The organism is Ensifer canadensis (assembly GCF_017488845.2).
Taxonomy (GTDB): domain Bacteria; phylum Pseudomonadota; class Alphaproteobacteria; order Rhizobiales; family Rhizobiaceae; genus Ensifer; species Ensifer canadensis.
In genome coordinates this window covers 147,892-160,643 of record NZ_CP083373.1, presented here as the reverse complement: position 1 = coordinate 160,643, position 12,752 = coordinate 147,892, and the positions used below count along the sequence as shown (strand labels likewise).

At 56.9% G+C, this 12,752-nt stretch carries 12 protein-coding genes and 2 pseudogenes; 2 read left to right on the top strand and 12 right to left on the bottom strand.

The features are described from left to right. Window positions 1-33: 33 nt before the first annotated feature. Window positions 34-306, top strand: a pseudogene (locus J3R84_RS30365) (ATP dependent DNA ligase); the annotation flags it as partial. A gap of 73 nt (window positions 307-379) precedes the next feature. On the opposite strand, the gene J3R84_RS30360 reads toward J3R84_RS30365, so the two are convergent. The 3 genes and pseudogenes from J3R84_RS30360 to J3R84_RS30350 all read right to left on the bottom strand — a co-directional run. Further along, complete coding sequence (locus J3R84_RS30360) at window positions 380-715, bottom strand: helix-turn-helix domain-containing protein (protein WP_225968581.1); 336 nt, start codon at window positions 713-715, stop codon at window positions 380-382. Between the two features lie 167 nt (window positions 716-882). Beyond that, window positions 883-1,167, bottom strand: a complete 285-nt coding sequence (locus tag J3R84_RS30355) for a hypothetical protein (protein WP_057224858.1) — start codon at window positions 1,165-1,167, stop codon at window positions 883-885. 389 nt (window positions 1,168-1,556) lie between these two features. Continuing rightward, window positions 1,557-1,817 (bottom strand): annotated as a pseudogene (locus J3R84_RS30350) (DUF1236 domain-containing protein); the annotation flags it as partial. A gap of 375 nt (window positions 1,818-2,192) precedes the next feature. Here J3R84_RS30350 and J3R84_RS30345 point away from each other — a divergent pair. Next, complete coding sequence (locus J3R84_RS30345) at window positions 2,193-2,501, top strand: hypothetical protein (RefSeq protein ID WP_171521233.1); 309 nt, start codon at window positions 2,193-2,195, stop codon at window positions 2,499-2,501. Between the two features lie 171 nt (window positions 2,502-2,672). Here the strand turns inward: J3R84_RS30345 and J3R84_RS30340 are convergent, their stop codons facing one another. The 9 genes from J3R84_RS30340 to J3R84_RS30300 form a co-directional block, all read right to left on the bottom strand. Beyond that, entirely contained in the window at window positions 2,673-4,646 is a 1,974-nt protein-coding gene (locus tag J3R84_RS30340; protein ID WP_203529505.1) for a protein-L-isoaspartate(D-aspartate) O-methyltransferase, read from the bottom strand. A gap of 358 nt (window positions 4,647-5,004) precedes the next feature. Continuing rightward, a complete protein-coding gene (locus J3R84_RS30335) occupies window positions 5,005-5,205 on the bottom strand; it encodes a hypothetical protein (protein WP_203529490.1) in 201 nt (66 codons plus the stop codon). A gap of 74 nt (window positions 5,206-5,279) precedes the next feature. Beyond that, window positions 5,280-5,588 carry a hypothetical protein gene (locus J3R84_RS30330; protein ID WP_203529489.1) on the bottom strand — a complete coding sequence of 103 codons (309 nt, stop codon included), beginning with the start codon at window positions 5,586-5,588 and terminating at the stop codon, window positions 5,280-5,282. 276 nt (window positions 5,589-5,864) lie between these two features. Beyond that, window positions 5,865-6,722 (bottom strand): glucose 1-dehydrogenase, encoded by an 858-nt coding sequence (locus J3R84_RS30325; RefSeq protein ID WP_057224849.1) that lies wholly within the window; start codon window positions 6,720-6,722, stop codon window positions 5,865-5,867. 73 nt (window positions 6,723-6,795) lie between these two features. Further along, the gene (locus J3R84_RS39255) at window positions 6,796-7,134 is read right to left on the bottom strand and encodes a four-helix bundle copper-binding protein (RefSeq protein WP_475394539.1); all 339 of its coding nucleotides are present in this window, start codon (window positions 7,132-7,134) and stop codon (window positions 6,796-6,798) included. A gap of 360 nt (window positions 7,135-7,494) precedes the next feature. Then, the gene (locus tag J3R84_RS30315) at window positions 7,495-8,019 is read right to left on the bottom strand and encodes a cupin domain-containing protein (RefSeq protein WP_203529487.1); all 525 of its coding nucleotides are present in this window, start codon (window positions 8,017-8,019) and stop codon (window positions 7,495-7,497) included. Beyond that, on the bottom strand, window positions 8,009-8,302 hold the full coding sequence (locus J3R84_RS30310) for a DUF3175 domain-containing protein (RefSeq protein WP_057224843.1): 294 nt from the start codon (window positions 8,300-8,302) through the stop codon (window positions 8,009-8,011). The genes J3R84_RS30315 and J3R84_RS30310 overlap by 11 nt, the downstream gene beginning before the upstream one ends. A 59-nt stretch (window positions 8,303-8,361) precedes the next feature. Then, the gene (locus J3R84_RS30305) at window positions 8,362-8,823 is read right to left on the bottom strand and encodes a hypothetical protein (RefSeq protein ID WP_225906486.1); all 462 of its coding nucleotides are present in this window, start codon (window positions 8,821-8,823) and stop codon (window positions 8,362-8,364) included. A gap of 720 nt (window positions 8,824-9,543) precedes the next feature. Next, window positions 9,544-12,636, bottom strand: a complete 3,093-nt coding sequence (locus J3R84_RS30300; protein WP_225906485.1) for a CheR family methyltransferase — start codon at window positions 12,634-12,636, stop codon at window positions 9,544-9,546. Between the last annotated feature and the right edge of the window lie 116 nt (window positions 12,637-12,752).

Sequence of the window (12,752 nt, the reverse complement as noted above, 5' to 3'; positions counted from 1 at the left end):
AGAGGAGATGCCTAGCGCGATTTCGCGGTTGCTGCTGGCGAAGGCGACGAGCTGGTTTATGTCGGCGGCGTTGGGACCGGCTTTACTGACAAGATGGCCCGCGACCTTCGCAAGCAGCTGGCAGCCTTGCCGGCGAAGGTGCCGCCGGTCGCGCTGAAGCGGAAGAACGCCGTGTTCTGCGAGCCGGTATTCGTCGCCGAGGTCACCTATACCGAGATCACCAGCGACAGGAAGCTACGGCATCCATCGTTCAAAGGGCTGCGCGAGCTGGCCGACAATGTCGACGTGTTTGAGCGCAAAAAATAGGCCCCGGGGAAGAGGGGCCTAATCAAGGTTCGGGGAACAACTTAAACAGAGTGTCCGGAAAAAGGTTCCCGCATCAATCCCGCTCGGCCAAAATTTTCTGCATCCGAGAGAGTTTGCTTTCCGCAATAGCAAGCCGCTGGACAAGCACGTTCGGTCTCTCGGCCTTGTCGTCCATTGAAAAGTCACCGATGATTTCCATCGGGTGGGCGTTCAGGACTTCGCAGATTTGAATCAAGGTTGGAACGGAGAGGCGGTTCGCCCCGCGCTCATATTTCTGGATCTGCTGGAACGTTATGCCAAGCGATGCCGCCACCTTCTCCTGGGAAAGCCCCCGCATTTGACGGATTGTTCTGAGACGCTCACCAATTTGCAGGGAAAGCGCCATCGAGGTTTCGTTCATCTTGGCCATGTATACGCACTCCGCTTCTGAAACTCGGGCCTATATGGAACAAGACAATCTGGCATCACAACTCGCAGATCTGTGGGTAGACAGGCGCTTCGAGCGGTGGCGGAGAGCACCCCTCGATGCTTGGCACCGAGTAGCGCCACGGCGATTATCTCTGGCGCCGACCGGCGTCATCCCTGAACCGGGCGCACGCCACCAGCCGGCGCCTGTATCCGCACCTCGACATTCTTGCGGCCGCACTTGGCACACTTAGCGTGGCCTCTGATGTAGATCGGATGGTCGCGCCCGAGCTTCTTCACAAACGGCTCGATCGAGCTGATCCCGCCGCGGCTGCAGTCCAAGCACCAGAGATTAAACTGATAGCCGTCATCCAGCAGTTTTCCGAGCGTATCTATAATGACCGGCTGTTTCCCAGACGCGCTTTCTTCCTCGATCGAGGTTTTGACAAGCCGCATGTCGTGAAAGGCGCCCGCCAGCGCCGGTGCTGTTGTCTGGTGTGTTCATGTTGCATGGCCGTAGTCTCGACGTCGGCTGTTTCGCAACAGGTGACGGCTGCTTAATCGCAAAAATCGCGTCAAGGTCCCGGTGACTCTTTAACGCAGTGACCGACGTTGTGATAAGCGGGCGACCCCGCCAACCCGGGACCCAGATCAACCCCGCCTGTCTCTCGATCCCATGCCTGACGTGTCGAGCCCTGGCTTGCGCTGCTTGCCAAGAGAGTGCCGGCCGCAGGCGACTGGGCATTCTAAATTGAATGGACGTCTACCGGCGCACGTTTGAGAAATGGCCGAAGGCATTGCAGGCCGCCTTGCAACCTCGGGCGCGCACCCGCCCTTAAGGCGTCCTAGGCCAAAATAACAACGATCTTAAGCGTTGACGGTTCAACAATAACAATTCGTCCATCTGCGAGAACGAAGAATAGATAGCCCTCGTATCCCGGCACGATCTCGACGATGCGTGGCGGTAGTTGCTTCAGCTTTACCTTGACAGTCTGCGGCACGATCACGCCCACCGAAAGGTCGACGTCGACGTCAACCGGATCGACCTTCTCTTCTTTGATAATCTGAGTGATTTCGGTCTTTTGCTCCACCGTCACATCGACCTTCGTCAATGCGGCGGAGGTGCTGATCGAGTAGCTGATCGAATCGGGAATCGAAGTTGTGTTCGGCCATTCGCTGTGGTGGCCGGCATCGCTCATTCTGAACATCCTAAACCATGCCGGAAACGCCGGGAGCGAGGGCACCCTGCAACAATTGAAGGCGATCTGCTTGTCGACCGGGCCGAGCTGGTCAGCGGTGTCGACTGAGCGCGCGCCATTGTCTCGAAGTTGGCTAAAGTGCTTGCCAGCGGCCCTTAAACGGAACCGCGAGGCCCGTTGGCGTGTTGTTGGTGACGTGGAACGCCGCAATTTCGCAAGGGAGAAGAGAGGATAGACCCGTCTCTTCCTGGCGTAATCTCGAGCTTGATGAGGAGACAGTTTATGGCGGACGATAGCGTGAAAACAATTTCGGCAAAATTCGAGACCCGGGAGGCTGCAGACCGCGCGATTGAACATCTTGTCCAGAAATGCGGTGTCGAGCGCGCCAATATCTTCGTTCAGGCATCCGCAAAGGACAACACCACCGGGATCTCGCCATCAGGCGGCGATCGTGCCCACGGCACCGAAAATCGGACGGATGCCCCACTTCATGGCGAGATCGAGGTATCGGCTGATGTTACGAATGAAGAACTCATCAAAGCCGAGCAGGTCTTTCGTGACGCTGGTGCGCGTGGCGTTGCGGCTCGCTGACGGAACATGAATTGAGATCGGGTCCAAAGCCCCTTCCTTCCTAACAATAGCCCTACCTGACGGGTTGACGGATCTCAAAGAGAGGCAGAGTTCCCCGAACGACCTGCACTCAAATTCAAGAGGCGAGGAGCCCGACCGAGACCCCCAGGGAATGGCGATGCGGCGGGCGCTTCAAAGTCCAAAGGGGAAGGTGTCGGGCACCCGGCCTGTCGCTCCTTCTTCCGCCAGAGTCCTTACGGCACTGGTCTGATCGAACCAGACATAAGCGTCGAACTGTTTTGAAAGCACTGCATAGGTGTAGTGGCTTAGCAATTCGCTCTCTGGCCGATAGATTACGCCAATAAAGCGCTCCAACCGCTCGACGGACAAGGCGTCCGCAGCCTCTGGATGTCTGCTAAAGTCGATAAGAGCCCGATCTCTGCCCGACAGATGGAAGCAATATTCGAAGCTATCCTCGTGCGACGGCCGAACCGTTTTTATCTCCATGTCACCATCCCAGTCCGTCGCGGCGGCAACCGTGCCGTGGTGGGTACCGAAACCGATCAGCGCTGCTTCAGGACCGTATTTCTCGCGACACAATTGACCAAGATTGAGCTCGCCTCTGGTCTTGCCCATGTCAGTGTGCCGGGCGTCACCGATGTGGGAATTATGGGCCCAGACGACCACTTTGCGGTCAGTGCCGCTATCCTGGCCCAGCAAGTTGTCGAGCGTTTCGAACATGTGCCGGTCGCGCAGGTTCCAGGCGCGCGCACCACCATAGTACATGATGCGATAGTACTTTTCCGCAGATGCGACGAGGCGGGCGTTTTGCGTGGCGTCGAACAGGGCCTGGTCGTCTGATCCCGATCTGTTCAATTCCGACCCCAGAAGCTCCCGGCACTGTCGTACCACCTCGTCCTCGCAATCGCGGTAGCCAGTGGTCAGCACGGCTCTGCCATAGCTATCGGGCGCATTCTGCCATGGCGTCAGGCAACCGTATCGCTCACGAGCCACGGCAGCAGCCCCCGGGTCGACTTCATCGAGATAGGAAAGCACGGCAGCGATCGAACCGGCCATATTGTAGAGGTCCAGTCCGTAGAAACCGGCCTGCTCGCCAGCAGGCTTGTGGGCATTGTGGGATCGCAGCCAGGTGACGAAGCTGTCGACCTCCGCGTTCCGCCACATCCACCGCGGGAAGCGGAGGAAGGGTGGCGCTGCATCCCCCTGTTCCTGCCCACGAACGAAACGGTTGATCGCCGCAGCGTCAGGCCAGTCTGCTTCCACTGCGATCATTGTAAAGCCGTGCTGTTCGATAAGCCTTTTCGTAATAGCCGAACGCGCTGCATAGAATTCCGAGGTGCCATGGCTTGCTTCGCCAAGGAGCACCACGCGCCGGTCAGCGAACCGTTCCAAGACATCAGCAAATCCCGGTTCATCGATATTGGGGAGATCCTCTCCCGCAGTGGCAATCAGATCGGGCAGATGCTTGCGCAGATGTACGCTCGCCTGTCCCTGATGCTCACTCCATCCTTGTTCGCCGATCAGCGGCACGAACATGACGCCACCGAGGTCTTCTTCCTTATATCGATTGTTCGCAAGTCGGGTAATGCGTAGCAATCGCTGCGATCGCTCTCGGCGCCCAATTGGAATAATCAGCCGTCCCCCGATTTCCAGTTGTTCCTTGAGTGCGACCGGTGCCGCCGGACCACCGGCCGACACAAGGATCGCATCGAACGGGGCTTTTTCCGGCCATCCCCTCGTGCCATCGCCGGTGCGAACTTGCACGTTTCCTCGGCCCAATCGAGAGATCCGATCGGCCGCTTTTTTTGCGAGCGAGGCATGCCGTTCGAGTGCCGAAACTTGGCGCACGATGTGGCTGAGGACGGCCGCTGCGTAACCGGAACCGGCGCCAACTTCCAACACATTGTCCGCGGGTTTCAGTCTGGCAGCTTCGGCCATGCGGGCGACTATATAGGGTTGCGAAATCGTCTGGCCTTCACCGATCGGCAGCGGCACATCCTCGTAAGCGAATTCCTCGAAGCCCTCGTCGATGAAGTCTTCGCGCGGCACCGCCTGCATTGCCTGGAGTACGCGTGCGTCATCGATGCCGCGCCTGGCCAATTGCCGTTCGACCATCATTTGCCGAGCGTAGTCAAAATCAAACATCGTAAGATCCTCGCTGGGCTGCACCGACCGGAGGTGCCCCAGCGTTGGATTACGGAAACCAAGGCTGTCCCTTTGGGGCTCGTCTGCTATCTCTCGCCACGATGGGATCCTTGCCTGCTGCTTGACTGCTTTTCTCGCTTTTCCCAGCGTCTTTCGCCGCCCTGCTGCGATTTCCACCATGTTTGCCGTGTTTTTTGTCCTTAGGTGCGGCTTCATCCTTATCGCCCTTGGGCATTTCCCTCTCCTTTAGTTACCGACATTGCGTAGGTCACGACCCCAACTATCGCAAAGATGCAATGTTCCAGTACTACCGAGAGTGGCGTTCGAAAGTTCGGATTAGATCAGCGAGCTTCGCTCGCTACGGCCCTCCGGCCATACATCCGAGAAGGACCATGACCAGAGCATCCACGTCGATCTCTCCCCGCACGTCGACACCGTCGCCCTTGCGCACAACCGTGAGTTTTTGCGGCTGCTGCATCGCTTGCCTTTCCAATTCGTCGATGATGGCACCAACTGCCTTGGCCTCCATCGGTTCTCCAATCAGATCGCGCGACACCATTTCCAATCTCCTTACCTTCGCGGTCTTTCTATTCGGGCGACTCCGCTGACATTTCCAATCGATTTTCCGGTTGATTACTTCGCATTCTGATCCTCAGGGATCTCATGAGGACGAATAAACGGAGTCTTGCCGATATCAGGAGCGGGCCCTATCAATTCGCTGTCGCCGGTCCGTGGCGGTTTGAGAACGCCTTGGCAATCCTCTAGCGTTTCAGACATCGACTCCTCGTCGGTACTGCTCCCGTTCGCATCCGGCGCTTCGTCGTCGGGGAAGATTCGGCATCGATCGGACATTGCCGGGTTCTCATTGCTGTGCATTTCCCCTAACGCTGGCGTCGCTGCCAGGGAAACCATCGTGAGAAAAAGGACGAAACGAAGCGGCACGGCTTGGTCTCTCCGTAAGGTTTAATCGATCGGGTTTGTGCCCTTCGAACCCGCTCGGCCCGACAATGTTCCGAGAAAAACAGGTGACACAGTAGGAGCAATGCCGCTCCAGACTGAGTGCCGAGGCAAGGCATGGTCCGTCTCGGCTCGGATCAAAATAGGTGCCGAGCAAAATCGCCTATTTGCTCGCCGTTGCCGTCAGCGGATTTCGATTGATGGTGCAATTGACTGCATTGCGATATCCAGATTTCCTTCCCTTATCTGCGGTGTAGTCATTCACAGGATCGGCTTGCCACCGGTCACCCCGATCATGGTGCCCGATACATAGCTTGAGAGCGGATCGGCCAACATGACGTAAGCGGTGGCGAGTTCGGCCGGTTGCCCCGGGCGTTTCATCGGAACCTGCTTACCGAAACTTGAGACGGCTTCCTCGGGCATGGTCGATGGAATGAGCGGAGTCCAGATCGGACCGGGTGCCACCGCGTTCACACGGATTCCCTTTTCGGCGAGCATTTGGGCAAGTCCAGCGGTAAAATTCTGAATTGCCCCCTTCGTTGTGGCGTAGGCAAGCAGCGTTGGATTAGGCATGTCCGAGTTAACCGATGCGGTGTTGATGATCGCGGCACCGTCCTTCATGTGTTTGACGGCTGCCTTGGATAGATAGAACATTGCATGGATGTTGACCCTGAAAGTCAGCTCCCATTCTTCGTCGGGGATGTCGCCTATCTCCTTAAACGTCGACTGATGAGCGGCGTTATTGACAAGGATATCGATACCGCCGAGATCGGTGATGGCACGGTCGATGATGTTCCGGCAGTGGTCGGCCGATTGAATGTCGCCTTTGACGAGAACGGCCTTTCGGCCGGCCTCCTCGACATGCTGTGCTGTCTCCCGGGCGTCCTCGTCTTCTTCGAGGTAGGAGATCAGAATGTCAGCACCTTCACGAGCAAATGCTATCGCCACCGCGCGTCCAATACCGCTGTCTGCCCCGGTGATTACGGCCATCTTGCCGGCGAGACGTCCCGACCCCTTGTATGACTGTTCCCCGTGGTCGGGAACCGGATTCATCTTTCTCGTGAGGCCAGGCATCGGCTGTTTTTGGGCGGGAAAGGGAGGCTTGGGATAATCAGACATTGTGTTCTCCTGTGTGAGACCTAGCGCGAGGACGAGAGCGACCCGGCTGGGTGCGTAGGGGCGGCTGACACGTTCAGTGAAACAGAGGGAGAGCTTCGCCGCAGCTTTGCGCGCAAGCTTCGCACGCGCGGGCGCAAATTTGGCAATGCTCGTGCATCTCAACATGCTTCGCGCATTCCGCAGCGCACGCCCGACAGGCATCAGCACAGGTCGAAACGAGATTGTGGGCGACATCCATGTTGGTGCCGGTCCTGCGGGTGGCAACCGACCCGGTTGCAACGCAGATGTCGGCGCAGTCGAGATTGAGCCTAATGCACTGAACGAGTTCACCGACGTTCGTCTCGCCAAGGCAGGCATCTGCGCAACTCGCGCAAACTTGAGCGCAGCTGTAGCAATCCTCTATGCAGCGCATCAGCGCGTCTGCCGAACGCCCGTGTACATCAGGATGGCTATTCATCATTTCACGTACAAGCATCGGTTTCCTCGCGGCTTTTCGGGTGTGTTCCTCCAACAATGGCGATGGCGAAATGTTCCGAGCACGGAACGCTTCTCGTGAACCGGCGTATGGAGCGCAGTTTCTGCAAACAATGGCCTGGGTATGGTTTCATCAGTTGCATCGCGGCTTGAGCTTGAACGCAAAGCGGCGGACAATGTCACGGCGTCTCCAATGCCCTGGGCACGACATCCTGCCAAACCGCAGCCCGGCATTTGTCACTGGACGAAAAGGCAGCATCAGGTGTTGCCGTCGGCATCTTGGCCACCGAAGCCGCTTTTACAGATCACCCCACAGGGCACGCAGCGGACCGCCCGGACCGTAGATCGGGTCACTTTGGGGAATGGGCAATGTGGCGATGATTTTCAAATCGCCTGGCGTTGCGGCAGCCGTTTCGATATCGGCATGCTGGCCGGCAGGATAGGCGCCGACGACAAGGAAATCGTCACTGGCAGAGTTGCACATGTGCCCAGTGCCGGAAGGCAGAACCAAGCAATCCCCAGCGCTGACATGAAGAACGGAGCCGCCCGGTCCACCGATCAAAAGCTCGGCCGTGCCTTTAGCGATGCCGAGCACCTCATGTGCCCTGACATGATAGTGCTGGTAGGAGAAAATTCCATTGCGCCAGAGCCCCTGCCATCCCGCGTCCGAGAAAAGCCGTTCGAAAACAGGAGCGCAGTCCGTTGGCGCGGGTGCGAGGATGTTGCGGTAGAAGAGTACGGGCAGAGAGGGATGATTGGGTACCCAGTCGCTTGGCGTTAAGAAAAGCGTTTCCGGTTGTCTGATCCTCAACTCATTTGCCATGTTTCGGTGCCTTGCCAAAATCCTTGCGCAATTCGTCCTTTGCCTTTTCGAGGGTCTGGCGGCGCCCTTTGGAAAGCAGGATGCCAGCGCGATTGATATAGAAGGTCAGCATGGACATGGCCGAACGCAACGGGCTTGATTTGCGTCTGTTGCTTCTCTCTGCCGACTCCTTGAGCGAGTCCGCTATTTTTTTGGCGCTCCGTTGATTGAAAATTCCTTCCTTGAGGTCCAGTGCGTCACTGTTTTCGGTCACCTTTTGCGACCATTTCTTCTTCTTTGCCATATTCAGGCTCCTTCGCAAAATAATGCTAGGCGCTCCAACCTTACGCGTCAGACTTGACCCTATTTTGCGTTCCCGATGGCCAAAAGGCACACCGCAAAAAAATTAAACACCGCGCTGATTGCATGAGAATATTCCCATCCACGGCGCAACTGCGTCCAGTTTTCTGGAAGCAGAGTCCAGTTGTCGGTCGCCTGATTTGCCGGGAAGGTAAAAGTCCAGAATATGGCTTGCGTAGCAACAATGCACGCAAGAGCGGCTATGGCGGGGATCGCCGGTTCCCCCGCTCGATAGAGAGCCATCGAAAGCCAGAGGAGCGCAGCTATCGCGCCAACGACAATGAACGCGAAGAGGTTCCATCCATCGTATGCGCGTTGCGCAGCAAGATAATCTTCGCCCGACAGGCGCATCTTGCTGGCGAGAGAAAACAAGTGCGCACCCGCTGGCACCAAGGCCAAAGATGCAAGAACGAGGCTGACAATGCGTAACCAATGGGTCATCGAATTGAACCGGAACAAAATCATGACTATCAAACCGCAACTACCGCCGGAGGTTCCGAATTTTGCGTTCAGAGCCGCTCGTAGGTGACGCGCCAGCCTTCCTTGGGATCAGCGGGCGTGATCGTCAGTTGGTCGGCGTCAACCTTGAACCTTGCGTTCCATGCGCTGGCCAATGAGATTGCGGACGAGGGACGATTCCACGGTGATGGCGAATGTCTCTTTGGCCTCGTCGACTTCAACCGGGCCATAATAGACCTCGTAGCCATTTGCCGTGTAGGGCGTCGGTTGCGCTGCAGGCGTCCGGATTCATCGCCTGGACGGAGAGCGTTCCGCCAGTGGAGGAGATAACCTGGCCGGAATAGGGGATTTCTGTCCGATCGCCGCTCGCGTCGCTGACCTGCAACGACGTCATGCGCCACGCGCCGGTTATCGAGGACTTGCTACCGAGCCGTCGAAATCACTCGCCAGCCTTCTCGGCGTTCGTCGATGCTTTCCGGCATAGACCGCGAAAATAACGTTAGGTCGCACAACACAATGCCTCTTAATGGCGCATAGTTGCCGTGCCCAGCAAGGCTACGCCGACACAGCGTTTACGGGGCACAAGATTCAAGGGGCGATTTCAGCTATGTGAGACTTCATGATGCGCTCGACGAAGCCCGCCCGTTCACACGGACAGCGTGCGCGGCCTGCCGGGCCTCTACTTCGCCGGACTGGAAAGGCGCGAGCGGTACGCTTGCTGACCATTCAGTTTAAGGGAAATGACAGAAAAACAGTCAAACCCTCGGGCTCGAACTTTGTTTCGACCTCGCCTCCAAGCCGGTAACCGATTTCTCCCCGCAATAACTTCATTCCAAAGCCGTCCTTGGGGGGTGCAGTTATGGAGGGACCTCTCCGCTCCATCCATTTCAAAGTGAGAAGGTTGTCATCGGCTTTCCAGTGAACGAGCACGCGGCCATCGGAACTGGTAAGCGCTCCATATTTGGCAGCATTCGTCGCGAGTTCGTGGATGACCATTCCCAAGGCAAGCCCGCGCTGTGGATCGAGTTTGATGTCCCGTCCGTCCAGGGTGACCCGGTCGCCGCCAAAGGGCGAGAGCTCTTGAGAGACGAGCTCCAGGATGGATACATCTTTCCAGTTGTCGCGCGACAGCAGGGCGTATGCGCGAGACATGGCTTTCAGCCGTCCGACATAGGCTGTGTAGAATGCTTCCGGTGATGACGAAGATTCCATCGTTTGGGCAGCAATGCTGATCGTGACCGCCAGCATATTCTTGACCCGGTGATTGAGTTCCGAGATCAGAACTTTCTGGTGGTCTTCGGCTTCCGCAAGAGTTGTGACGTCGATGAGTGTGACAATAACCCCGTCAATCCTGTTGTTTTCACCTCGATAGGGTATGAGCCGCGCAAGGAAATGTCTCCCCTGGTTGTCGCGCGAAAGATGATTGTCGCGACTTTCACCGGTGGAAAAAACTTCGGAAATATGGGCTTTCAGGTCCGGATAATGGATCTCGCTGGACAATTCGGTGAGCGGTCGTCCGACATCCGCCGGCCGCACCTTGAAGAACTTGGATGCAGCCGGTGTAAAATTGCGGATCACCAGGTTTCGATCAAGGAACACAGTGGCAATCTCGGTTGCATCGAACAGGTTCCTAAGGTCGTTGTTCGCCCGGTCGAGCTCCTCCACTTTTCCATTGAGTTCGGCGTTTATCGTATTGAGCTCCTCGTTCAGCGACTGCATCTCTTCCTTCGAGGCCTCCAGTTCCTCGTTGGACGACTGAGCTTCCTCGTTGACGGAAACGAGCTCCTCGTTGGACGACTTGAGTTCCTCAAGCGCGGTCTCGTACTCCTCGATTGTCGACTGGAGACGCTCGCGAGTTTCGCGCAACTCCCGCTCGAGTTCGGCGGTGCCGTCGACATCGCGCTGTACGCGCCCTGGCCCCGAGCCTGCCCGCAACGGGCCAACCGAATGGAAGAGAACGATGTACAACGGTTCACCGGTCGTTCGCCCGTTCAAAGGCTCAACTGTAATCGTCACATGCTGTACACGGTCGTCATCCGCGTCGACGAGAAGGTTATCCTTGATCACGCGATTTCGCGACGACGTACACTCGCGCAAGGCCGCTCTCAAATCGAGGCGAAGATCCCGCTTAGCCATATTGAGGAGCTGGCGGCTTGGACTGCCTTGAGGCACTTCGAGAAACTTAGCGGTCTTGCCGGAGGTGTAAACGACATCACCGTCAGCATTGACGACGACGTGGGCCGGGGCGAAGCTCTCAAGCACGTGTGTTTCCACCACTTGCCGCAACTGCGAACCGCCAAGTCCCCGTGCTTCGAGTTTTGCCAAGTTGGGAATTGTGTACTGCTCATCGCGCCCCAGTATCTGAGGTCGGTAGGGCGTTGCATGGCCGCGCGCTTGAAAAATGCGGTTCTTCTTGTCAATCGTTGTGAAGAGGTCTCCATGTTGGCCGATACCCTCGGATGTGCCGAGAAACAGGTATCCTTGAGGCCGCAATGCGTAGTGAAACGTCGGAATGACACGGTTCTGAACCTCAGATCCTAGGTAGATGAGAAGGTTGCGACACGAGACGAGGTCCATTCGCGAAAAAGGCGGCTCGCGGATAACGCTACGGGGTGAGAAGATGCACAGTTCGCGCACGCTACCGGCAACGATATAGCTTGCTCCTTCAGAGCTGAAGAACTTCTTTCGCCGTTCCTCCGAAACGCCTTCGAGCAGCGCTTCTGGATAGCGCGCGGTCCTCGCGATCTGCAGTGCGTGATCATCGATATCGGTCGCGAATATCTGCACTCGCGGCACGCTCGCCATATTTTCCATAAACTCGCGCATCAGGATCGCGATCGAGTAAACCTCCTCGCCGGTAGCGCAGCCCGGCACCCATACCCGAACGGTATCGGCTGCTGACTTGCCGGCAAAGAGTTGAGGGATGATCGTTTTGGCAAGGGTGGCGAATGCGTCAGCATCGCGGAAAAAGTTTGTGACGTTGATCAGCAGGTCGCTGAAAAGCCGCAAAACCTCTTCGGGATCCTGTTCCAGACACCCCACGTAAGCTTCGATCGTATCGAATTGTCTGACCTGCATTCGACGCCTGACGCGCCTTAGGAAGGTCTTCGGCTTATAACCCGAAAAGTCGTGGCTAGTCTGCTTTCGCAGGATAGCATAGATCTGATTACGAGCGTGATTAAGATCACTCGCCTTCTTCGCTTCGTCATTGTCGCCGAGATCCGAGAGTAGGTCGAAGCTCCGTGCGAAAGCCAGGAGCTTTTCGCCCATCTCCTGGGCAGGCAATGCCAGATCGATCAGACCGATCGAAATTGCGCTTTGCGGCATATCCGGATTGCGGGGACCAGAGCCGTCGGCAATCTGCGCCATCGTAAGGCCACCATATTCCTTGATCGCCTTTACACCGAGGGTGCCGTCGCCGTCTCCGCCAGAGAGAACAACCCCGACCGAATATTCTCCCTGATCCTTAGCGAGCGCGCCGAAAAATATATCGATTGGCTTGCGTTCACGGATGTGATTGTCAAGTTTCTTGCTGGCAAGGACGCCGTTTTCAATCGTTAGAACCACATTCTGCGGCATGACGTAGACCACATCCGGCCGGATTTTGACTTCTCCAGAGGCGAGGACCACCTGCATGTCAGTGAAGCGCGCGATGATCTCATGAAGGTGGCTTTCGAGCGCAGGGTTGAGATGGGTGACGATGACGAACGCCATGCCACAGCGTTCCGGAAGGCCACTAAAAAATCCCTCCAGCGCCGGAATCCCACCCGCCGAGGCGCCAATGCCAACCACGGGAAAATTGGGCTCCAATCGCGTCAACAGGGCCGCTCCTTTTAGACCGAATGCGCGGTCCCCCTATGGACTAGAGTTAGGACGGAAGCTTATATTTGGCAATATTTAATCGCCACCGAAACATGGGACGGTCATGTTGGTCT